General features: G+C 44.8%; 25 protein-coding genes and 1 pseudogene. 19 read left to right on the top strand and 7 right to left on the bottom strand.

What is annotated here, in order from left to right; all coding sequences use genetic code 11:
- Positions 1-14: 14 nt before the first annotated feature.
- Complete coding sequence (locus tag Q338_RS02825; protein WP_034291750.1) at positions 15-1,043, bottom strand: substrate-binding domain-containing protein; 1,029 nt, start codon at positions 1,041-1,043, stop codon at positions 15-17.
- A gap of 470 nt (positions 1,044-1,513) precedes the next feature.
- A complete protein-coding gene (locus Q338_RS02820) occupies positions 1,514-2,167 on the bottom strand; it encodes a histidine phosphatase family protein (protein WP_034291749.1) in 654 nt (217 codons plus the stop codon).
- A 116-nt stretch (positions 2,168-2,283) separates the two neighbouring features.
- Here Q338_RS02820 and Q338_RS02815 point away from each other — a divergent pair, with 116 nt between their 5' ends.
- The 10 genes and pseudogenes from Q338_RS02815 to aspS all read left to right on the top strand — a co-directional run bounded on the left by Q338_RS02815 (position 2,284) and on the right by aspS (position 8,936).
- The gene (locus tag Q338_RS02815; RefSeq protein ID WP_034291785.1) at positions 2,284-3,042 is read left to right on the top strand and encodes a HesA/MoeB/ThiF family protein; all 759 of its coding nucleotides are present in this window, start codon (positions 2,284-2,286) and stop codon (positions 3,040-3,042) included.
- Between the two features lie 47 nt (positions 3,043-3,089).
- Positions 3,090-3,377 (top strand): putative quinol monooxygenase, encoded by a 288-nt coding sequence (locus Q338_RS02810; RefSeq protein ID WP_034291747.1) that lies wholly within the window; start codon positions 3,090-3,092, stop codon positions 3,375-3,377.
- 133 nt (positions 3,378-3,510) lie between these two features.
- Positions 3,511-4,182 (top strand): DUF502 domain-containing protein, encoded by a 672-nt coding sequence (locus tag Q338_RS02805; protein ID WP_034291783.1) that lies wholly within the window; start codon positions 3,511-3,513, stop codon positions 4,180-4,182.
- Positions 4,182-5,126: an SLAC1 family transporter gene (locus Q338_RS02800; RefSeq protein ID WP_034291745.1), complete on the top strand. Its 945-nt coding sequence runs from the start codon at positions 4,182-4,184 to the stop codon at positions 5,124-5,126. Before Q338_RS02805 ends, Q338_RS02800 begins: the two co-directional genes overlap by 1 nt.
- Positions 5,127-5,164: 38 nt before the next feature.
- A pseudogene (locus tag Q338_RS15445) lies at positions 5,165-5,266 on the top strand (VOC family protein); the annotation flags it as partial.
- A 209-nt stretch (positions 5,267-5,475) separates the two neighbouring features.
- Positions 5,476-5,748, top strand: a complete 273-nt coding sequence (locus Q338_RS02795; protein ID WP_034291743.1) for a hypothetical protein — start codon at positions 5,476-5,478, stop codon at positions 5,746-5,748.
- Positions 5,749-5,785: 37 nt separating this feature from the next.
- The gene (locus tag Q338_RS02790; protein WP_342766995.1) at positions 5,786-6,169 is read left to right on the top strand and encodes a VOC family protein; all 384 of its coding nucleotides are present in this window, start codon (positions 5,786-5,788) and stop codon (positions 6,167-6,169) included.
- Positions 6,170-6,199: 30 nt separating this feature from the next.
- Positions 6,200-6,493 (top strand): hypothetical protein, encoded by a 294-nt coding sequence (locus Q338_RS02785; protein ID WP_034291739.1) that lies wholly within the window; start codon positions 6,200-6,202, stop codon positions 6,491-6,493.
- Positions 6,494-6,555: 62 nt separating this feature from the next.
- Positions 6,556-7,065, top strand: coding sequence for an REP-associated tyrosine transposase (locus tag Q338_RS02780; protein ID WP_169815836.1), 510 nt, complete (start codon positions 6,556-6,558; stop codon positions 7,063-7,065).
- A 65-nt stretch (positions 7,066-7,130) separates the two neighbouring features.
- Positions 7,131-8,936 carry an aspartate--tRNA ligase gene (gene aspS / locus Q338_RS02775; RefSeq protein ID WP_034291736.1) on the top strand — a complete coding sequence of 602 codons (1,806 nt, stop codon included), beginning with the start codon at positions 7,131-7,133 and terminating at the stop codon, positions 8,934-8,936.
- A 22-nt stretch (positions 8,937-8,958) separates the two neighbouring features.
- Here the strand turns inward: aspS and Q338_RS14320 are convergent, their stop codons facing one another.
- Positions 8,959-9,099 carry a hypothetical protein gene (locus Q338_RS14320; RefSeq protein WP_156961025.1) on the bottom strand — a complete coding sequence of 47 codons (141 nt, stop codon included), beginning with the start codon at positions 9,097-9,099 and terminating at the stop codon, positions 8,959-8,961.
- Between the two features lie 163 nt (positions 9,100-9,262).
- The gene (locus tag Q338_RS02770; protein ID WP_147293711.1) at positions 9,263-9,535 is read right to left on the bottom strand and encodes a hypothetical protein; all 273 of its coding nucleotides are present in this window, start codon (positions 9,533-9,535) and stop codon (positions 9,263-9,265) included.
- 289 nt (positions 9,536-9,824) lie between these two features.
- On the opposite strand from Q338_RS02770, the gene Q338_RS02765 reads away from it, so the two are divergent.
- The 3 genes from Q338_RS02765 to Q338_RS02755 all read left to right on the top strand — a co-directional run bounded on the left by Q338_RS02765 (position 9,825) and on the right by Q338_RS02755 (position 12,536).
- Positions 9,825-10,718 (top strand): homocysteine S-methyltransferase family protein, encoded by an 894-nt coding sequence (locus Q338_RS02765; RefSeq protein ID WP_034291781.1) that lies wholly within the window; start codon positions 9,825-9,827, stop codon positions 10,716-10,718.
- Entirely contained in the window at positions 10,669-10,923 is a 255-nt protein-coding gene (locus Q338_RS02760; protein WP_147293712.1) for a hypothetical protein, read from the top strand. Before Q338_RS02765 ends, Q338_RS02760 begins: the two co-directional genes overlap by 50 nt.
- Before the next feature lie 191 nt (positions 10,924-11,114).
- Entirely contained in the window at positions 11,115-12,536 is a 1,422-nt protein-coding gene (locus Q338_RS02755; protein ID WP_034291731.1) for a basic amino acid/polyamine antiporter, read from the top strand.
- Between the two features lie 261 nt (positions 12,537-12,797).
- On the opposite strand, the gene Q338_RS02750 is transcribed toward Q338_RS02755, so the two are convergent.
- Positions 12,798-14,456 carry a phospho-sugar mutase gene (locus Q338_RS02750; protein WP_034291729.1) on the bottom strand — a complete coding sequence of 553 codons (1,659 nt, stop codon included), beginning with the start codon at positions 14,454-14,456 and terminating at the stop codon, positions 12,798-12,800.
- Between the two features lie 177 nt (positions 14,457-14,633).
- Positions 14,634-14,993, bottom strand: coding sequence for an SEL1-like repeat protein (locus Q338_RS02745; RefSeq protein ID WP_034291727.1), 360 nt, complete (start codon positions 14,991-14,993; stop codon positions 14,634-14,636).
- A gap of 108 nt (positions 14,994-15,101) precedes the next feature.
- Between Q338_RS02745 and hemW the strand changes: the two genes are divergently transcribed.
- The 4 genes from hemW to Q338_RS02725 all read left to right on the top strand — a co-directional run bounded on the left by hemW (position 15,102) and on the right by Q338_RS02725 (position 19,076).
- Positions 15,102-16,262 carry a radical SAM family heme chaperone HemW gene (gene hemW / locus Q338_RS02740; RefSeq protein ID WP_034291725.1) on the top strand — a complete coding sequence of 387 codons (1,161 nt, stop codon included), beginning with the start codon at positions 15,102-15,104 and terminating at the stop codon, positions 16,260-16,262.
- Between the two features lie 77 nt (positions 16,263-16,339).
- On the top strand, positions 16,340-16,711 hold the full coding sequence (gene rbfA / locus Q338_RS02735; protein WP_034291723.1) for a 30S ribosome-binding factor RbfA: 372 nt from the start codon (positions 16,340-16,342) through the stop codon (positions 16,709-16,711).
- A 240-nt stretch (positions 16,712-16,951) separates the two neighbouring features.
- A complete protein-coding gene (locus tag Q338_RS02730; RefSeq protein ID WP_034291721.1) occupies positions 16,952-18,229 on the top strand; it encodes a valine--pyruvate transaminase in 1,278 nt (425 codons plus the stop codon).
- A gap of 94 nt (positions 18,230-18,323) precedes the next feature.
- The gene (locus Q338_RS02725) at positions 18,324-19,076 is read left to right on the top strand and encodes a thiamine diphosphokinase (protein ID WP_084693486.1); all 753 of its coding nucleotides are present in this window, start codon (positions 18,324-18,326) and stop codon (positions 19,074-19,076) included.
- Between the two features lie 68 nt (positions 19,077-19,144).
- Here Q338_RS02725 and rluD read toward each other — a convergent pair whose 3' ends face one another.
- Entirely contained in the window at positions 19,145-20,263 is a 1,119-nt protein-coding gene (rluD, locus tag Q338_RS02720) for a 23S rRNA pseudouridine(1911/1915/1917) synthase RluD (protein ID WP_034291719.1), read from the bottom strand.
- A 119-nt stretch (positions 20,264-20,382) separates the two neighbouring features.
- On the opposite strand from rluD, the gene pncB reads away from it, so the two are divergent.
- Positions 20,383-21,576, top strand: a complete 1,194-nt coding sequence (gene pncB / locus Q338_RS02715; RefSeq protein ID WP_034291717.1) for a nicotinate phosphoribosyltransferase — start codon at positions 20,383-20,385, stop codon at positions 21,574-21,576.
- Positions 21,577-21,811: 235 nt separating this feature from the next.
- A complete protein-coding gene (metW, locus tag Q338_RS02710; protein ID WP_034291715.1) occupies positions 21,812-22,393 on the top strand; it encodes a methionine biosynthesis protein MetW in 582 nt (193 codons plus the stop codon).
- Positions 22,394-22,720 lie beyond the last annotated feature (327 nt).

Genomic DNA, 22,720 nt, shown 5'->3' with positions numbered 1-22,720 from the left:
TCCATTCTAAAAAATTATTGATTGGCTTGATTATTATTTGACACAATAAACGGAACAAGTAATTGTTTATCATAAATATGATAATCTAAACCTTGTGTCAAAGGCTGCTTATTGGCTAAATTCATTGCCAATTGCATGGCTGCGGAAACTTCATGGTAAAAATCTGTTTCAATAGAATCCACTATTTGCCCATTTTTAATCATAGCTTCAGTAGGGGTAAGGCGGTTTACACTAAATAAAGGAGTAGTGGCTTTTTGATTTTTTTGCATCGCATTGACAATACCATAACTCATACTGTCTGCACTACTCACAATGACTTCAACTTGTTCAAATGTGGGGTCAGTTATCCATTTATTGGCTGTTTCTTCCGCCACATTGGTTTGGAATCTGCCTATGCCTGTCAATAAAATTTGAGCCTTGGTGTTTAAAACAGGATAGTTTTCAATGGTAGATATTACCCAATCACCACGACTTTTGGTGTGTGCTTGAGCAGGGAAAGCATCCATAATGGCTAATTGGATTTTACCGTCTTTGTTTTTATCCCATTGTGGATTTTTCTTCCAGTTTTCCAAAATGGATAAACCCAGTGCTACCGAGCCTTGTGCTGGGTCGCTATTAACAAAATAGGCATCTTCGCAGGCTGCCATATTTTTGTCTCCTGGATTAATTACATAGAATACCAAAGGTACTTTGCCACAATATTTTTTAATGTATTCACCACCTTTGCTGCCATCAACTAAATTAATGATCAGTGCTTTGGCACCTTGTTCAATCATTTTATCTAGATGAGCGTATTGTTTATCTACACTGCCTTCAGCATTTTCTAACAAGAGTGTGAGATTTGGGATGCTCTGTTTTGCTTGTTCGGCGGTTTGATATACTTTTTGTAAATAGGGGGAATTATGGTCATTGCGTGCTACCACAAAACCAATGGTTGTGGGCGGCACTTCGGTAGCTGCTGTATTGTGATGGTGCTTGTGTTCTGAACAGGCTGATAGAGCCAGTATGGCAAGTATGTAAGCGGTTAGGCGATGTTTTTTCATTTGAACTCCCATTGTTGAAGAAACGATAAAGTGAAAAATTAAAAATCCCATACCCATAGTTTGACTAAAGATTTAAATTTAGTTTATTTAAGTAATTGTTTTTTATGATTATGTAATTGCGTGTAATTAAATGATAAGCAATTTTTCAATTAAATCAGTTTTAAAATAAAGAGTTAGAAAAATATTTTGTATTATTATATTTAGTTTTTATTGGACTTTTTAAGATAATGCTATTTTACCAATTGATGAATCGGTATTCAATCATTTTTTTACAAAAAATTACGTTTTACCGCTAATTTCATATTTTTTGTGTTATTTGTTTACAGTTTTTGGGTTTATATGTTATGTTATTATATATGGTAAATCACTTGATTTTGTAGAATGTTCAGGCAGCGTGAAACACAATGTAGGCTAAATCAATTAAATAAAAGGATTTTTTTATCATAAAATCCTCTAGTTAATCATATAGGCTAGGTAAAATCTGTTTGTGCCACACTTAAAATGCGCCATTTTGTGCCATCAAAATGCAAACGCGACACACTGGCATTGGCAGGGCTTTTGTATAAAATCGCTGATTTATCAATGGATTTGAGCAGAGCCACAATCGCCATACCATGCGACACCACCAAAACCCGCCCTTCATCGGGGCTGTTTGCCACCACTTGTGCCATACCACGTTGTAATCGTTGAACAAATTGCGCTTCCGTTTCCGCGCGTGGGTCAAGTTGCGACACGGTTTCCGCCAACACATTGTGGTCTGCATGACGGTAAAAATTCAGCCATGTTTCCACATCGGCAATGCCACGATGAGCGATGATTTTTTCATACAAATCATTGCCATAGTTACCCTCAAATTGCCCAAAATGATATTCGCGCAAATCGTTCAACGCCATAATCGGCAAATGCGGTTGGTGTGCCAAAATCAATTGCGCGGTCGTTAAAGTACGCGGTAAAGTGCTGCAAAAGGCAGCCTGAAAATTGTGTCCGCGTAATTTGTCGCCCAATTCCTGCGCCACGCGCTTGCCATCTTCTGTTAAAGGTGAATCTGCCCAGCCTTGCAAACGCTGGGTAACATTAAATTCGGTTTCGCCGTGTCGAGTTAAGTAAATTTCTAAATTTTTCATTGTGTTAATGGATTGGAGTGGGAAAAAGGAAAGAATTATCTTAAATCTTTCATACTCATTAGGCAATGAAAACCGTGTACAATTTACATTATTCATGACTACTCAAAAATTTGATGATGGATGATCAACAATTATTGCGTTACAGTCGCCATATTTTATTAAACGAAATTGGCGTGGAAAATCAGGAAAAATTATTACAATCAACGGTTTTGGTGGTGGGGTGTGGTGGATTGGGGACGGCGGCGTTGCCATATTTGGCGGCGGCTGGTGTCGGCAAACTCATCATCGCCGACCATGACACGATAGACGAAACCAATTTGCAACGCCAAATTACTTACGCCGAAACCGATACAGGTAGCCTGAAAGTTGAAAAAATGGCGCAATTTTTGCGTGAACGCAACAGTCAATGCATCATAGAAGTCCACCCACATTATTTGAATACGGACGATTTAAATCAATTGACCGCACAAGCCGATGTGGTGTTGGATTGCAGTGATAATTTTGCTACGCGCCAAGCGGTTAATGCGGCGTGTGTGCAAAATCGCAAGCCTTTGGTGTCGGGGGCGGCGGTGCGATTTGATGGGCAACTGATTGTTTTTCGTGCGGATTTGGACGAGGCTTGTTACCATTGTTTATTTGATATGGCGCAGGCTGATGATGGCGCGTGTGCCTTGTTTGGCGTGTTTGCGCCTTTGGTGGGCGTGATGGGGGCGGCGCAGGCTGCCGAAGCTTTGAAAATATTGATGAGTTTGCCTGTGGCGGCGAATGTGTTGCGTTGTTATTCCGCTTTGACGGGCGAATGGCAGCAGTTTAAATTTGTGAAAAATCAATCGTGTCAAATTTGTGCTGCTGTTGGACAATCATCAATCATCTAGATTGATTTGAGTGATTTACTGGAAATTTAAGACAAGGAAAATAAGAAATGGTAGGTGCTTTGGCGCATTGCAAAGTGGCGGTGGAAAATCAAGCTCAATTTGAAGCGATGATGCGCGATTTTATTCGCCATGTTCGTCATCAAGAGGGTTGTTTGGATTACCATTTTGCCAAATTAACAGGCAAGGACACGGAATACATTATTCTGCAAAAATGGACAACATTTCATGCTTTGGAAGCGCATTTGTCGTCTGCGGAATTTACCCAGAAAGCCATGAAATTGGTTGCTTTATCCGATGGTTTTTTGGCGACTGAAGTATTCCAAATTGTGTATTAAATTGGGGGCGGTTACTGGAATGTGCAAAGTAACCGCCCTGATTATTTGACACCAAAGGCAGCCTGAAATCTTTGCCCAATACCATAAATTGCGTATAATCACAGGTTTTTACCTTTTATTATTGCACAAGAAAATGTCAGAACCCCATACACACGGTTTCAGTATCAGCAAAGCGATTAAACGCTATTTAATCACAGGGATTTTGGTATGGTTGCCCATTTCTGTAACGATTTGGATTTTAACGTCTATTATCAATTCCGCCGACCGCTTAATTAAACTTTTGCCCGAACAATGGCAGCCTGAAAAATACATCGGGCTGACTTTCCCAGGTATAGGTGTTTTGTTGGCGATTGTGTTGCTGTTTTGCACGGGGATTTTTGCGGCGAATGTGATTGGGCGCAAAATCATTGAAGGCTGGGACAGTTTGATGGGGCGCATTCCTGTCGTTAAATCCATCTATTCCAGCGTGAAAAAAGTATCGGAAAGTTTGCTTTCGGACAATTCGCGTTCGTTTAAAACGCCTGTGTTGGTGCCGTTTCCGCAGCCAAATATTTGGACGATTGCGTTTGTTTCAGGCAGCGTACCGCAATCGGTGTTGGACGCGCTGCCTGAAAAATCGGGCTATGTTTCGGTGTATGTGCCGACCACGCCTAATCCAACAGGTGGTTATTATATTATGGTCAAACAAGAAGACATCATCGAATTAGATATGAGCGTGGATGAAGCATTAAAATACGTCATTTCACTCGGTATGGTTATGCCTGATGAATTACCCATAAAAAAAACAACGCATAAGGAATCGTGATGCGAACAGCAACCTTTTTGATGCCCACAGCCTATTTTTCTATTCCTGTGGGCGTTGCCGCACTGGCTTTGGCTTGGTTTCATGTTTTACCTTTATGGCAAGGTGCAGAAACTGTCGGTACGGTATTAGGTGGCATTGCCATCGCGTTTTGGACACTGTTTTTGAGTTTATATATTTATAAATTGTTTGCTTTCCGAGAACAAGTCAAAGAAGAATTTTATTGCCCAATACGCTTTTCTTTTCCAGCCTTAATTTTTATTAGTACAATGTTGGTTGGAGACATACTGTACCATTGGGAATGGCATCTACTAGGTAAAATACTCATATGTGGTAGCATTACAGGGCAGTTGTTTTATGCTTTTATTCGCATTGGTTCACTTTGGAGTGGCGAACATTTTAGCCAAGATGCTGTTCAGCCACCCTTTTACTTGCCAGCCGTAGCCAGTAACTTTACCTCTGCTAGCTCATTGGTAATATTAGGGCAGACCGATTTAGCCTATCTGTTCTTTGGTGCAGGTCTGCTGGCATGGTTGATGTTTGAACCCATATTATTACAACGCCTACGAACTCAACCTTTACCTGCAACAAACCGTGCTACGATTGGCATTGTATTGGCGCCCGCCTTTGTGGGTAGTAGTGCATACTTAAGCCTAAACGGCGGAGAGGTGGATTTGCTGGTAAAATTATTATGGGGATATGGTTTATTACAACTTTTATTCTTGTTGCGAATTGTGCCTAGCCTATTAAAAAATGGATTTTCAATCGGATTTTGGGCATTTTCATTCGGATTAGCATCAATGGCAAACAGTGCTATTGCCCTGTATCAACATAGTCAACTGACGCATTTAGCCATGATTGCTTTTGGTTTTGCAAACATCATCATTGCAAGTCTGTTGTTTGGAACAGGAATAAAAATGATAAAAAAACAATTCTGGGTGAAATAAAACCAATACAGAACGGAACAAAATCAAAATGATAAAAATTAAACGGCATTGTGCCGCGTACGGGTGCGGTGGGCAAAATCCAATCGGTGTATTGCCGCGACCCTGACAGCAATTTGATTGAGATTAGCCAATATGTTTGATGTTTCAGGCAGCCTGAAAAGGGAAAATGATGATGAAATGGGTAAAATATGGGATTTTATTTCAACCTATTAGCGCACATGCTGGCAAAGACCCAACAGGCGGTGTCAATAATTTTTAGTTTATTTTATTTTTGGTTCTGATTGCTGTGGCGATATGGTGGTGGGAACACAAAGATTAGTTTTTCAGGCAGCCTAAAAAGGGAAAAATCATGTTTGCATTGTTATTCAAAATACTTGTCAATCAACCAAACTGGCACGATTTACCCGAAACGCAACAAAAACGCGCCAAAGTCGTTTTATTTGGTTTTGGATTTGTGCTTGTGTTTGTGATTTTGATGGTGTTGTTGGCAATATTGGTTTTATGGCACAACCAACAGGTTTTTTTGAGCATTTTGCCTGCTTTGATTGTGTTTGTGCTCGCCTTACCGAAAATCAGGCGCATTTATCAAAACCGAATCAAAGCCATTTTAAGCCAATCATGATTCAGGCAGCCTGAAAAGAAAAACAGGAACAAACATGATAAAAATCCAATCGCTAGACCATTTGGTTTTAACTGTTGCCGATGTGCAAAAAACCATTGATTTTTATGTGAATGTGTTGGGTATGCAAGAAATCACATTTGGCGAAAACCGCAAAGCCCTGCTGTTTGGCAAGCAAAAAATCAATTTGCACCAAAAAGGCGCGGAAATTTTGCCCAACGCGCAAAATGCCAACTGCGGCACGGCAGATTTGTGTTTGCTAACCAGCACGCCATTAAATGAAGTATTGCGGATTTTGCAAGCGCACCACATTGCGATTTTGGAAAACGGCATTGTGCCGCGTACGGGCGCGGTGGGCAAAATCCAATCGGTGTATTGCCGCGACCCTGACGGCAATTTGATTGAGATTAGCCAATATGTTTGATGTTTCAGGCAGCCTGAAAAGGGAAAAATCATGTTTGCATTTTTATTGAAAAAAATCTCGCAAAACCCCGAGATACAATGGCAAGATTTATCCCCTGAAAAACAAAAATCCGTTAAACTTATTTTATGGATTTTCGTTTTCGTGCATATCAGTTTGATAATCGGTATGATGCCATTTTTCTATTTATCGTATCGTGGTGCACCGCTACATTTTCCAGTATTTTTAGCTGTTACTTTGATGATTATTGGTGCACCCAAAAGCATACAAATTTACCGAAATCGCATTCAAAAAATACTGGCAAGCAAAAATCACCCATTAGAATAAGTTTTCAGGCAGCCTGAACAATACACCCCCTACTTTCGTAGGGGCGGATTTTATATCCGCCCTTGCCACAAACCCACATTATGCCCGAACGCAAAAACATTCGCCTGAAACACCACGATTACACCAGCCACACCGCGTATTTCATCACGATTTGCACACACAATCGGCAACACCTGTTTGGCGAAATCCAAAATGGCGAAATGCACTTCAATCTAATCGGCAAAATGATTGACGAAATGCTTTTCAGGCTGCCTGAAAACTTCGGGCAAAGTCAAATGTTGGCAAAAGTCATTATGCCCAATCATTTGCATTTTATTTGGCTACATCAAGACACGGCGACATTATCCGATGTGGTCAAAACCCTGAAAGGACGAGCCACAACCGTTTATCGTGCATATTTGTACAATCACGATTTGCCCTTTAAAAAATTGTGGCAACGCGGTTACCACGAACACGGCATACGCAGTGAACAGGATTTTTTAAAAATCGCACAATACATTGAAAATAATCCAAAACAATGGGAATTGGATTGTTTTTATCCACACGAAAATGGTGGCAAAGGGCGGATATGAAATCCGCCCCTACGAATTGAATAAACAACATATTATTTCATTATTTAACAAGGAAAAACAAAAATATGCGTACCAATTATTGCGGCTTAATCAGCGAACAATATTTAGACCAAACCGTAACCGTCAAAGGCTGGGTGCACCGCCGCCGCGACCACGGAGGCGTGATTTTCATTGACTTGCGCGACCGCGAAGGCATCGTCCAAGTCGTGATTGACCCCGACACCCCCGAAGCCTTTGCTTTGGCAGACAGCGCGCGCAGCGAATATGTGTTGAGCATCACAGGTCGCGTGCGTGCGCGCCCCGAAGGCACGGAAAACGACAAAATGGTTTCAGGCAAAATTGAAATTTTGGCAAAAGAAATTGAAATTTTGAACGCTGCCGCCACGCCACCGTTCCCGATTGACGAAGACAACATCAGCGAAAACGTGCGCCTGACCCACCGCGTGATGGATTTGCGCCGCCCACAAATGCAGAAAAACCTGCGTTTGCGCTACCAAGTGGCGATGGGTGTGCGCCGTTATTTGGACGCGCAAGGCTTTATTGACATTGAAACGCCCATGCTCACGCGCTCCACGCCCGAAGGTGCGCGCGATTATCTCGTGCCAAGCCGCGTTCATGCTGGCGAATTTTTCGCTTTGCCACAATCGCCCCAGTTGTTCAAACAGTTGCTGATGGTGGCGGGTTTTGACCGCTATTATCAAATCACCAAATGTTTCCGCGATGAAGATTTGCGTGCCGACCGCCAGCCTGAATTTACCCAAATTGACTTGGAAACTTCATTCTTGTCTGAAAATGAAATCATGGACATCACCGAAGGCATGGCAAAACAGGTGTTTAAAGACGCTTTGGGTGTGGATTTGGGCGAATTTCCGCGTATGCCTTACCGCGAAGCCATGTTCTATTATGGTTCGGACAAACCCGATATGCGCGTGAATTTGAAATTCACCGAATTGACCGAATTGATGAAATCGGAAGAATTTAAAGTCTTCCGCGCTGCTGCCGATATGAAAGGCGGTCGCGTGGTGGCATTGCGCGTACCCAATGGCGCAAAATTGAGCCGCAAAGACATTGATGATTATACGAAATTTGTCGGCATTTACGGTGCGAAAGGCTTGGCGTACATCAAAGTAAACGATGTGAACAACATCACCAATGATGAAAATAGCGGTTTGCAAAGCCCCATCGTGAAATTCTTGTCGGAAGGCTGCCTGAAAACGATTATCGCGGAAACAGGCGCACAAAATGGCGACATCATCTTCTTTGGCGCGGACAAAGCGAAAATCGTGAACGAAGCCATTGGCGCATTGCGCATCAAAATCGGACACGAACACGGTGCGGCAGACGGCTATTTTGTGGACGAGTGGAAACCGCTTTGGGTGGTGGATTTCCCCATGTTTGAATACGATGAAGAGAATGACCGTTGGGCAGCCGTACACCACCCATTCACATCGCCCAAAGTGGGACACGAAGATTTGATGGAATCCGACCCTGAAAACTGCTTGGCGCGCGCCTACGACATGGTGTTGAATGGCTGGGAAATCGGTGGCGGCTCAATCCGCATTCACCGCGCGGACATTCAAGAAAAAGTGTTTGCCGCGCTGAAAATCACGCCCGAAGAGCAACAGGAAAAATTCGGTTTCTTGTTGGATAACTTGAAATACGGTGCGCCACCACATGGCGGTTTGGCGTTTGGTTTGGACCGCTTGGTTACGCTGATGACGGGCGCGGAATCCATTCGTGATGTGATTGCCTTCCCGAAAACGCAACGCGCTCAATGCTTGCTGACCAATGCCCCCAATACGGTGGACGAAAAACAATTACGCGAATTGAGTTTGCGTTTGCGCGTGAAACAGGAAAATCCGCAAGGGTAATGTTTTAATTTTTAATTTAAATTCAGGCAGCCTGAAAAGTGTTTTGGCATTTTTCAGGCTGCCTGAACAATTTTTCATTGATATAGCAAGTGTAGGGGGGCACTCGTTGCCCACGCGGTTTGGGTTGTGCCATCAATTTAATTTTGATATTCCACTTATCCAAAATTCTGTTTCAGGCAGCCTGAAATCCATATTTCACTTTAAAATTTTGTTTTGGTGTGTTGAAGCATCAAGTGGTGTATCAGTCTCGTGCTTCGGTGATTTAACACCATATTCGTTACATTTTTAGTTTTAGGGATTGACAGGAGCGACAGTATCTACGCTGGCTATTTTCTATTTCTTAAAAAACACCCCAATCGCACAGTACCAAAAACCAAACAAGCCACCAACCAAGCAGGTGCAATAAATAAAGGCGACCATGCACTCAATTCATCCGTATTATCCGCATTTTGTGCGCTTGACCAATACCAAATATAGGGAATGAACCACAGTACCATTATCGCAAATGGCAAGGCAAACCGCATACGCCAACGAATTGTGAGCCATGCAACAAGCACACCAATCAAGGCATGAATGCCAATAAATTCTCCCCAAGACATCAACATTTCCTTATCAATCATGAACCCAATAAGCATAATCTGAATAAAAGAGTATGGCAATCTTTCAGGCTGCCTTTTGCTATAATTGCGCCCACTTAATTTGATTGAAAACAAAACCATGAAACCCGACCTAAACCAAATTCTCTGCAAAGACCGCCATTTTCTCAAAACCGCTTTCAGGCAGCCTGAAATCCATATTTCACTTTAAAATATGGATTTATGGTGTATGATTAAACAGCGTGGGCAACGAGTGCCTACCCTACATAATTCATTCAATTTAAATAAAATCATGAAAAACATCATCATTTTGGACGGTGGCATGGGGCGCGAACTCCATCGGCGTGGCGCACCGTTTCGCCAACCCGAATGGTCGGCTTTGGCATTGACCGAGTCGCCCGAAAGCGTGCAAGCGGTTCATGCGGATTTTATTCGTGCTGGGGCGCAAGTCATCACAACCAACAGTTATGCGATTGTGCCGTTTCACATTGGCGAAACGCGTTTTGCGAATGAAGCGCGACAACTGGCTGATTTATCGGGAAAATTGGCACAACAGGCGGTGCAAGCATGTGGCGTAAAAGTGCAAATTGCTGCGTCTTTTCCGCCGCTTTTTGGTTCGTACAGACCTGATTTGTTTGATGAAAATCGTGCCGATGAATTGGCTCAACCTTTGTTGGACGGTTTGTTGCCCTATGCGGATATTGTGTTGGCGGAAACGGTCAGCAGCCTGCAAGAAGCGGCATTTTGGTATGGCAAATTGAAACATTCGGGCAAACCGATTTGGTTGTCGTTTACCCTAGACGACACGAAAAAATATGAACAGGCGATTTTGCGTTCTGGCGAAACGGTGTTTCAGGCTGCCGAAACAGTCAAAAATTGGGATATTGACGCGATTTTGTTTAATTGCAGCCAGCCTGAAATCATGGCAAACGCGATTGTTGCCGCCAAACAGGTTTTGCACAATCGCATGAAAATTGGGGTGTATGCCAATGCCTTTGAACCTGTGCAAGGCGAAATGAATGACGCAAATGGCGAACTTGACCCCATTCGCGCCGATAATTCGCCCGAAAATTATGTGGCGTGGGCGCGGACTTGGGTGAACGCTGGGGCGGAGATTGTGGGCGGTTGCTGTGGGATTGCGCCTGAACACATTGGGGCGTTGGCGCGGTATTTTCAGGCTGCCTGAAAATATGTGGGATTTGCCGCGAAACTTTGGGGGCGGCACTTTAAGCGTGGGTATGGCGGCGCAACGCCATGAAAAAATTCAATTAACCACGCTCATTTTTTCAGGCTGCCTTACAGTACACAACAATCTTTCACAACAATCTTTGATGTTGCCACAAACCTACCCCCTCCCCCTATGCAAGGGGGAGGGCTGGGGTGGGGGTTAGAAATCCAGAGTGCCACCCCCACCCTAACCCTCCCCCGCCAGACGGGGGAGGGAACAGATTGCAGGCAGCCAAACAATTTTTGTCTTGTGCGTTCAGGCTGCCTGAACAATCATTTCATCATCACAATCAAAAAAATGCGGTAAAATCGCGGCTTTTCTTTTCAAAATTTCTTTTAATAATCAGAGTATTTTATGTCTAGCAAAACACAAATTGGTTTGACCGCACTCACGGCTTTGGTCATCAGTTCCATGGTCGGTTCGGGCGTTTTCAGTCTGCCGCAAAATATGTCTGCTGTGGCAGGTTCGCAGGCTTTGTTAATCGGTTGGTTGATTACAGGCTTTGGGATTATTTTCTTGGGGATTTCATTCGCTTGTCTTGCCAAATTGCGCCCCGATTTGGACGGTGGCATTTACACCTACGCGCGTGCGGGTTTTGGCGATTTGGTGGGATTTTTGTCGGCGTGGGGTTATTGGTTGTGTACTACGATTGGCATTGTGGGCTATTTGGTGGTGGCGTTTGAAGCGGTCGGCACATTTACCGATACGCCACAATTCACGCTGTTTGGGCAGGGCAACACGTTTTGGGCGTTTTTGGGCGAAAGCGCGGTGGCATGGTTGATTTACGGTTTGGTGGCACGCGGTATTCGTGAAGCGGCTGGCATCAATTTGTTGGCGACTGTGGTTAAAATTTTCCCTTTAATGGTGTTTGTGGGTTTGGCGGTGTATTTTTTCCGCTCAGACATTTTTATGGCAGACTGGACGGGCGCAAGCATCGTCCCCGAAGAAGGCGCAGACAACAGCATCATAAGCCAAGTCAAAAATACCATGTTGATTACATTATGGGTTTTTACGGGTATTGAAGGCGCGTCTGTGTTGTCCAAACACGCCAAAAACCGCAGCGATGTGGGCAAAGCAACCATTTTGGGCGTGGGTTTGGTGCTGGTGTTGTATGTGGCAATCACGCTGTTGGCTCAAGGTGTGTTGCCACGCAGCGAGATTGCGGCAATGTCCAATCCATCTATGGCTGGGGTGTTGGCGCACATGGTGGGCGATTGGGGCAAGATTTTGATTAGCGTGTGTTTGATTGTGTCGGTGTTGTCGTCTTATTTGAGCTGGACTTTGTACGCGACCGAAATTCCGCATTTGGGCGCGAAAAATGGCGCATTCCCCAAATCATTTTTGACTTTAAACGGCAATCTTGTACCGAAAAACGCTTTGTTGTTCACAACTTTGACCGTGCAACTTTGCCTGTTTTTGGTTTGGCAAACGGGCAACAGTTACCAAGCCTTGTTGTTGATTTCCACGTCCATGATTTTGGTGCCGTATTTGTTGGTGGGCTTGTTTTTGTTGCAACAGGCGATGAAACAGAATTTGGCGTTTCAATACAAGGCGATTGGTGCAATCGCCAGCGTGTATGCTTTGTGGATTGTGTATGCGGCTGGGGTAAAGTATTTGTTGTTGTCGGTGCTGTTGTATGCGGTGGGCGTGGCGTTGTTTGCGTATTCGCAGAAACAATTTCACGGCAAATTGCAATTTAAACGCGCAGAATGGGCGATTGTGGCGGTGTTGTTGATTTTGGCAATGCCTGCCTTAAATGCGTTTTGGGGTTCATGATTTTTCAGGCAGCCTGAAACCTTTGCAAAACCCCTAAAATTTGATTTTTTAAAATTTTAATATTTTGAATTTTAAGAAATTTATTTTTTAGAAAAGTTCACAGAATAGGGTTGTGCAAAGGTTTCAGCCTGAAAACTTTTCAGGCTGCCTGATTTTATAATAGTGGATTCAATTTAAATCAGGACAAGGCGATAACGAGCACCGTGTACACCAACAACGCTGTACTGGTTTAAATTGAATTTACTATAAAATTAAATCAAATCAACAATCTTGTTTACCATACATATCTTGGCGCAACAAGCTGCGTACATCGTCGTCCAATTCTGCCAACACACGCGCCGCGTCTGCATTGTCCGTGCCTTTCACGTCTAAATACACTTTCACTTTTGGCTCGGTACCCGATGGGCGCACAATTACGCGATTGCCATTGTCCAAATAGTACACCAAAATTTCCGCAGGTTCGGCATGGTTGGCGTAATCTTTGGTTTGCACGACTTTTGCCGCGCCGATTTGCGTGATGGGATGGGCGCGTAACGCCGCCATCAGCGCAGGAATGTCCGCCAATTCACGCATACGCAAGGAAACTTGTGCGCTGGCATACGCACCAAATTCCGCCGCAAATTCAGCCATATAGCTTTGCAATGATTTGCCTTGCGCTTTCAGGCTGCCCATCAAATCCACAAAAGCAATCGCAGCAGAAATACCATCTTTGTCCGACACCGTTTCAGGATTGACCAAATAGCCCAAAGATTCTTCAAAACCATAAATTAAATCAGGCACTTTGGCGATGTATTTGAAACCTGTAAGCGTTTCTTCGCCTTGCAAACCATAGCGTTTGGCAATTTCTAACAAAGCTGGCGATGACACCAATGAACACGCCATTGCACCTTTTTTTCCTTGTTTTTCAGCTTGTTGGGCGATGTGCCACGCCAAATAGCAGCCCACCATATTACCATGCACCGATTTCCAATTGCCATCTGAATCGGGTAGGGCGATGGCGAAACGGTCAGCGTCTGGGTCGTTGGCGATAATCAGCTCGGCATGTTCTTGTTTTGCCAAAGCAATTGCCAAATCCAACGCGCCTTTTTCTTCGGGATTGGGGAAGGCGACGGTGGGGAACGCCGCGTCTGGTTCAGCCTGTTCCGCGACAATATGTGGTAGAGGCAAACCAGCAGCCTGAAAGGTTTTCAGCAACACTTCTTTGCCCACGCCGTGCAGCGCGGTATAAACATAATTCAATTCAAATTTGGGTGCGACCGCGATTTTCGCTGTGGTATCAATGTATTGCGTAATCAAATCTTCGCCCAAAACGGTGTAATCATCGCTACGCGCATATTCATTAATTTGAATTTGGGTTGCCAAATCAATTTGTTGGGCAATGTCTTTATCGGCAGGCGACACGATTTGTCCGCCGCCGTGTTGTTTGCCCAAATACACTTTATAGCCATTATCTGCGGGCGGATTGTGGCTGGCGGTAACCATCACGCCTGCCGTCAAATCCAAACGGCGTAAGGCAAATGCCAACACAGGTGTAGGCAAACAACGCGGCAATAAATACGTTTTCACGCCTGCACCCGCCATGATTTGCGCCGTGTCTTCGGCGAAAATTTGCGAATTTTTGCGCCCATCGTAACCAATGACCACAGATGGCTCTTTATCGTTGCGAATCAGATAATCCGCCAAGCCTTTCGCCGCTTGCGCCACCAATACGCGATTCATGCCCATACTGCCTGCTTGTAAACGCCCACGCAAGCCAGCCGTGCCAAATTGCAAGCGGTCGGCGAAACGGTTTGCCAATTCTTTTTCGGCTGATTCGTTGCCGCTTTGGGCTTGGTCAAGCAGGGTTTGCAATTCGGCTTTGGTTTCGGGGTCGGGGTCTTGTGCCAACCAGTTTTGTGCTTTTTGGTGTAATTCGGTCATTTTAATGTCCTTTGTTGGGGGGAATATGTTTTCAGGCTGCCTTTTCGTACGCGACAATATTCATGTAGGGTGCGTATTACGCACCGAAATGCCAAAATACCACATTATTTGAATGATTTGGTGCGTGGTACGCACCCTACATTGGGCATGGTTGCATATTTTCAGGCTGCCTGAATATTATTTCAATTCTGCCAAACCTTCTTTTGCCAATGTTGCCACTTCTTCATTGCCCAACTGATTGGCGGCGGCGGAGTACCATTTTTTCGCGGCGGCTAAATCCTGTGTCGTGCCTACGCCGTCATGCAACATGGTGGCGGCGATGTATTGCGCTTCGGGGAAACCTTGTTGTGCCATAGATAAAATTTTCTGAAATGCGGCTTCGGCTTGATTATTTTTTAAGGCTTCGCCAGCTTCTTTCATGGTAACGCGATAGTGGTGTACCATCGCTTCGTCTTGTTGCGGCGTGGGTTTGGGGGCAGCCTGCAAACTGCCGACCAATAATGCGCCGCTCAAAAACAGCCAAAAATTCGTTTTCATCAAATTATCCCATTCAAAAAGAAAACAAAAGTGTAGCAGAAAACCGTTTTTTCAGGCAGCCTGAAAATCAGTTAAAATGAATATTTTATCTACCCACATTCACATTTTATGTTTCAGCAAACTTTTACCGCCCTGCCGCCGCTTTCCTTGTACATTCACACCCCATGGTGCATTCAAAAATGCCCCTACTGCGATTTTAATTCCCACACCATCAAATCTACGCTGGACGAAACGGCATACATTAACGCCTTACTGATTGATTTACAAAATGAATTACCCTATTTTTGGGGGCGAAGCATAGACACTATTTTTATCGGCGGTGGCACACCCAGCGTGTTTCAGGCTGCCAGCATAGACAAATTATTGAGTGGCATACGTTCACTCGTGAAACTGAATCCCGAAGCCGAAATCACCCTAGAAGCCAATCCCAGTACATTTGAATATGAGAAATTTCAAGGTTTTAGAGATGCAGGCATTAACCGCCTGTCTATCGGCGTACAAAGTTTTGATAACGCACAATTAAAAACTTTGGGGCGCATACACAATGCCGATGAAGCCAAACAAGCGATTGAACACGCCAATCAGATTTTTGAACGCGTGAATATTGACCTGATGTACGCCTTGCCGCACCAAAATATTCAGGCAGCCTACAAAGATGTACGCACAGCGATTGAATTTGGCACCAGCCACATCAGCGCGTATCAGCTTACCCTTGAACCCAACACCGCGTTTGGACACACGCCGCCCAAAGGTTTGCCGCAAGACGATGAATTGTATGAAATTGAATTGGCAGTCCATGCCGAATTAGCCGCCGCCCAATTTGTCCAATACGAAACCAGCGCATTCGCCACCGCACCCCATCAACGCGCACGGCATAATGTGAATTATTGGCAATTTGGCGACTATATTGGCATTGGCGCGGGCGCGCACGGCAAATTGACCCATCACGACCGCATTGAACGCACCACCCGCCGCCGCCACCCAGCCGACTATCTCGCCGCCATGCACGGCAACCCAAACCATGCAATTGAACGCAAAATCGTGCCAACTGAAGATTTGCCATTTGAATTTATGATGAATGCTTTGCGTTTGGTGGACGGCGTACCCAGTCATTATTTTAGTGAACGCACAGGTTTACCCATCGCCAAAATCGCCCCACACATTAAAATCGCCCAAGCAAAAGGATTGTTGGATAGCAATCCAATGTATTTTCGCCCAACGGAATTGGGGCGGCGTTTTTTGAATGATTTGATAGAGCTTTTTTTGTAAATTGATTTTTCAGGCTGCCTGAAAATGCGTTTACCCTTATAATCTGCATTTTCTCATTCACACAAACGAGTTACCTCATGAAAAAACCACAACGCAATGGCTACGCACGCATAGACCGAGTCAAAGAACAAGTCATGCGTGAACTCGCCGATTTGGTACGCACAGGCTTGAAAGACCCACGCGCAGGTTTCATCACCATCAACGATGTGGAAGTTACCCGTGATTACAGCCACGCCACCGTTTACTATACTGTCTTGAGTGGCGACCGCGAAACCAGCGCAGAAGCATTGGAAAATGCCAAAGGCTTTTTACGCAGCGAATTATCGCGCCGAATCACCGTATTCCGCACCCCCGAATTGCATTTTGAATACGATGAATCTTTGGAACGCGGCGTGAATTTGTCCCATTTAATTGACCAAGTCGCCAGCGAAAAACCGATTGAAGATTAAGAACCTGCGTTCATAATCTTAATAGCTTGCTTTTATCGCTACTTCATGCGTCTACTGCGTTGGCTTTCCACGCCAATATTTCAATATTGGCATGAAAAGCCGCCTTGTATTCGCAAGAATTATCCATAAAATCAAGCCATCAATCTTACGAACACAGGTTCTAAGCCCTAAATTCATTCGGCAGCTTTTTTCAGGCTGCCTGAATTTGTTTTTTATAAAATTAATCAATATATTACCATTATGCAATTTTCTAAATTCGGACAAAAATTTACCCAAAAAAGTGGCATTTTGCAATTGATGGACGACTTGGGTAACGCGCTTGCCAGCGACCAACCCATCAATATGCTGGGCGGTGGTAATCCTGCCAAAATCGCTGCCGTCAATGAAAACTATCAGCGCGTATTGGAAAAAATAGTCGCGGAAAATCAAGCCATTGACAGCATTGCTAATTATTCCACACCGCAAGGCGATTCGGTTTTTATTCAAACGCTTGCCGATTTTTTCCGCGCCGAATACGGCTGGGACGTGCAGCCTGAAAACATCGCTCTGACCAATGGTTCACAAAACGCATTTTTCTATTTATTTAACCTGTTTGGCGGTGAATTTGATAGCGGAAACAAAAAGATACTGTTGCCACTCGCCCCCGAATACATCGGCTATGCAGACGCGCATATTTCAGGCAGCCATTTTCTTGCTGTGCGCCCCGAAATTGAGCGCGTGCAGCACAATAATCAGGCAGGCTTTTTCAAATATCGCGTGGATTTTGACGCATTGGCGCAATTGCCCGAATGGGAACGTGGCGAAATTGGTGCGATTTGCTGTTCACGCCCGACCAATCCCACAGGTAACGTCTTGACCGATAAGGAAATGGCGCAATTGGATGCATTGGCGCAAAAACACGGCGTACCGTTGATTATTGACAATGCTTATGGTGCGCCGTTCCCAAATATTATTCATACGGATAATACTTTGATTTGGCACGATAATATTGTACTGTGTTTCAGTTTGTCCAAAATTGGGCTGCCGAGTGCGCGCACAGGTATTGTGTTGGCAAATAAAGAAATCATCAAGGCAATCAGTAGCTTAAATGCGATTATCAATTTGTCGCCCACGCGTTTTGGTGCGGCGATTGCCACGCCGATGTTGCAAGATGGCAGCCTGAAAGATTTATCGGACAATGTGATTCGCCCATTTTATGCAGAACAGGCAGAATACGCCATTTCCCTTTTGCAACAAGAATTTAAGGATTATCCGCTTGCCATTCATCAACCCGAAGGGGCGATTTTCCTGTGGCTGTGGTTTGAAAATTTACCGATTTCCACCAATGAGTTATACGAAATTCTGAAACAACGCGGCACGCTGATTATCCCCAGCGAATTGTTTTTTGTGGGGCTGGACACGGCGGATTATCGCCACGCGCACGAGTGCATACGCATGAGTATTGCTGGCGATAAAACTGTTTTGCAACAAGGGATTAGCACCATTGGCGAAGTGGTGCGTGGATTGTATGACCAATAAATGTTCAGGCTGCCTTTCGGTACTCAATCATTTTTAAAATTGCCACCAATCTATTCCCACGTCTCTAACGGGGGAAGGTTAGGGGGGGAAACCTATGGAAACAAATACCTATTTGCGCTACTCAACGAGCCAACCCCACCCTAACCCTCCCCCGCAAGCGGGAGAGGGGACAAGTTTCAGGCAGCCTGAAAGTTGTTGTCATGTATTGAAACGCGCCACGCTGGTGTTTTGTGCGGGTGCGCCCAATCCTGAATTGTCCATTTTAAATCAAGGATTTGATTTATTGGTGGGTGTGGACGGCGGCGCACGCGTTTTGGCGACACACGGTTACGCGCCCGATTGGGCGATTGGCGATTTTGACAGCGCACCGCCGCCCGAATGTCGCCACATTCTGCGTTTGCCGCCCGAAAAAGACGACACGGATTTGGAAGCGGCGTTGCTGCATATTTTGCCGAATTATCCTGTTGAGCAAATTGAAAAAATTGTGATTTTGGGTGCGCTAGGTGGTGGGCGGCTAGACCATTTATTAGCCAATATTTGGTTGGCGCAGCAGCCGCGTTTTGCGCATTATGTGGAAAAATTTTTCTTTTGGGAACAAGGTAATACGCTGAAATTTTACCGTGCAGGCTGCCATCATATTCGGCGCGAATGGGATAAGCGGTATTTGTCGTTTATTGGGCTGACGGCTTTGCGTGGCGTGAGTTTGCGTGGCGTGAAATATGGCGTGTCGGAGCAAGATTATCCGCAGCCCATCGCTTTGATTAGCAATGAATTTTTGGATGATGAAATGGGTTTGTATTTGGGAGATGGTTTGGTGGCGGCAATTCAGTCGCGTGATTTGATTTAAAAAATAAGGCAGCCTGAAAATATTTTCAGGCTGCCTTATTTTTTAAATTTAAAATTTTTTAAATCAAATCAATCACGCACATACATAACTTGTACATCGTAATCGTCTTCGTTCCAATCATCGTCATCATCGTCAAACTCATTTTGCCATTCTACTTCCTTGCTCAATGAAGAATGCAAGCCGCTTTCCAAACGCAGTACCGACAATAAATGGTAAATATCCGCAGGCATGGGGGCTTCAAACGACACCAGCTCGCCCGATGTGGGGTGGACAAAACTCAAACGGTAGGCGTGCAAGGCTTGTCGCCCCAAGCCTTTCACCACTTCTTTCACGGGTTGCGAGCAAACATGGCGCGGATTGCCATACACAGGGTCGCCCGCCAAAGGGTGTCGCGCTTCTTTCATATGCACGCGAATTTGGTGGGTGCGCCCCGTTTCCAAACTGCATTCAATATAGCTATGTGCATGATAACGCTCCAAAACTTTAACATGCGTAACCGCTTCTTTACCACCAAATTTCACAACCGCCATTTTCAGGCGATTGTGCGGGTCGCGCCCAATCAAGGTTTCAATTTTGCCATCAAACGGCACAATGCCGTCTGCCACCGCCCGATAAATGCGTTTTACGGTGCGATTTTGCAATTGTTGCACCAAATGATTTTGTGCAGGCAGTGTTTTCGCCACCACCATCAAACCACTCGTGTCCTTGTCCAAACGATGAACAATGCCTGCACGTGGTACTTGCGCTAATTCAGGGCAATGCGCCAACAAGCCATTGAGCAGTGTCCCTGTCCAATTCCCCGCCGCAGGGTGGACGACCAAACCCGCAGGCTTATTCAATACAATGACGGTATCGTCTTCAAACACGATGTCCAAATCCATTTGTTCGGGTTCAAAGGCTTGATTTTCATTGATTTGTTGGATTTGTACGTCTAATTCTTCGCCGCCGATTAATTTGTCTTTTGGGGTGGCGACTTTGCCGTTGCACAACACGCCGCCGTCTTTAATCCAAGTGGTGATACGGCTGCGCGAGTAATCGGGTAATAATTTTGCCAATGCCGCGTCCAAGCGCGTACCAGCCAATTCGTTGGGAACGGTTAATTTAACCGTTTCGCTGCTGGCGGCTGGCTGAAAATCGCCCAGTTCGGCTAATTCATCGTTTAATTCGTAATCTAATTCGTTGTTCATATTGATTTATCATCATAAATAATGTGTCATTATACCAAAAGGCAGCCTGAAAAGCGTGATTTCAGGCTGCCTGAAATCGTTTATAATCCCTCTTCCATTCGCAAAACGGAAACCCCATCATGCCCATCATTCACTCCCTACTGGACACCGATTTATACAAATTTACCATGCTGCAAGTGGTGCTACACCAATTCCCACAAGCACACGGCGTGTACGAATTTCGCTGCCGCAACACCCACACCGCCTACCCATTGCGCGACATTCAAGCCGATTTGGAACAGGAATTGGACGCGCTTTGCACACTCAAATTCACGCAAGATGAATTGAATTATTTGCGTGGTTTGCGCTTTATCAAAAGCGATTTTGTGGATTATTTGGAATTGTTTCAATTAAAACGGCGATTTGTGCGCGTATGGGGCGATGATGATGGGCGGCTGAATATTCGTGTGGAAGGTCCGATGATTCAGGCGATGTTTTTTGAAATTTATATTTTGGCGATGGTGAATGAACTTTACTTCCGCCGCTTGGAAACGCCCGACACGTTGGCGGAAGGCGAACGGCGTTTACAAGAAAAAATCGTGTTACTCAAAAAATTAGCCGCCCGACAACACCCGCAAGACAATCCGTTTTTAATCTCCGATTTTGGTACACGCCGCCGCTATACTCGGGCGTGGCAGGAACACGTTGTTCGCAGTTTTCAGGCTGCCGTGCCCGATGTGTTTCGCGGCACGAGCAATGTTTACCTAGCCAAAACGCTGAATATGACCCCCATCGGCACGATGGCGCATGAATTTTTACAAGCTTTTCAAGCCCTTGATGTGCGATTACGCGACTTTCAACGCGCCGCCTTGCAAGCATGGGTAAACGAATATCGCGGCGATTTGGGCATTGCGTTGACTGATGTGGTGGGTATGGACGCATTTTTGCGCGATTTTGATTTGTATTTTGCCAAATTATTTGATGGCTTGCGCCACGATAGCGGCGACCCCTATGTGTGGGGCGACAAAGCCTACGCGCATTATCAAAAATTGAAAATTGACAGCCGCACTAAAATGCTCACCTTTTCCGATGGGCTGGATTTGGAAAAAGCATGGGATTTGCACCAATATTTCAAAGGGCGATTTAAAACCAGTTTTGGCATAGGCACCAATTTAACCAATGATATGGGACAAGATACGCTGAATATTGTTTTAAAATTGGTGGAATGCAATGGGCAGTCGGTCGCCAAAATTTCCGACACGCACGGCAAAACCATGACCACCAATGACACCTTTTTGGCGTATTTAAGACAAGTATTTAAAATTGAACAATAATTTCTTCAGACTGTCTTTCATTATCCTACAAATTTTTGTCTACCACTCATCTGTTCCCTCTCCTGTGGGAGAGGGTTAGGGAGAGGGTAAAACTAGCAATACTCAACGATTTCCCCTCTCCCCAGCCCTCTCCCACAGGAGAGGGGGTAGATGGCAGTATCTCAACGATTGCAGCAATATTTTATTTTTATAGGGTAACGAAAGGCAGCCTGAAAATATTGAAACGAGAAAATAAATGAATTTACGCGAAGATTTACAATTAATTTACGACTGGATTCCCGAACAAAGTCATGTGTTGGATTTGGGTTGCGGCGATGGCGAATTATTGGCGGCACTCACGGCGCACAAAAATTGCACAGGTTATGGCGTGGAAATCGCCACCGACAGCGTTCAGGCTGCCATTGAGCGCGGTGTGAATGTGATTCAAGCCGATATTGAGCAAGGTTTGGCGGCATTTGGCAATCACAGTTTTGATGTGATTGTGTTGAGTCAAACCATTCAATCCATGCGCGACACGCAAGCGATTTTGCGCGATTTGACCCGCATTGCCAAACAAGCCATTGTTAGCTTTCCCAATTTTGGCTATTGGCGCAACCGCTTGCAAATTGCGTTCGGTGGGCAAATGCCCGTGAGTGAGCGTATGCCACATCAATGGTACAACACGCCTAATATTCATTTGTGTACGCTGCAAGATTTTGAACTATTGTGTGCTAAAAATAATCTGCGCGTTTTGGAACGTGCCGTGATGACGGGTAATAAGCGCGTGGAAAAATTGCCGAATGTGTTAGGGAGTTTGGCGTTTTATCGGGTGGGGTAATGATAATTCAGGCAGCCTGAAATTTAAAACCATTTGAATTTGAAAAATATTTTTTGATTTTTATGGTTGTTTGGCTTACTTTTCTAAAAAGTAAGTCGCCGCGCGGCGAAAGAGCGCACGCCGTAGGCAAACTTTAATTGTTTGTCGTATATTGAAAGGCAGCCTGAAAGGTTTTCAGGCTGCCTTTCAGTACACGACAAAAAATCGGACGACCTGTTTTGGGTTTGAAAAATAGTCCAAAGTTGCCATCATCAACATGGCAGCTTTGGCAAGCTGCTCTAAACCAACACGAAAAATACCTTGCGATAAACGTTCATGAGATTTAGG

Source organism: Alysiella crassa DSM 2578 (assembly GCF_000745955.1).
Classification (GTDB): Bacteria; Pseudomonadota; Gammaproteobacteria; order Burkholderiales; family Neisseriaceae; genus Simonsiella; species Simonsiella crassa.
The sequence above is the reverse complement of the archived record's forward strand: the minus strand, read 5'-3'. Positions and strand labels throughout refer to the sequence as shown.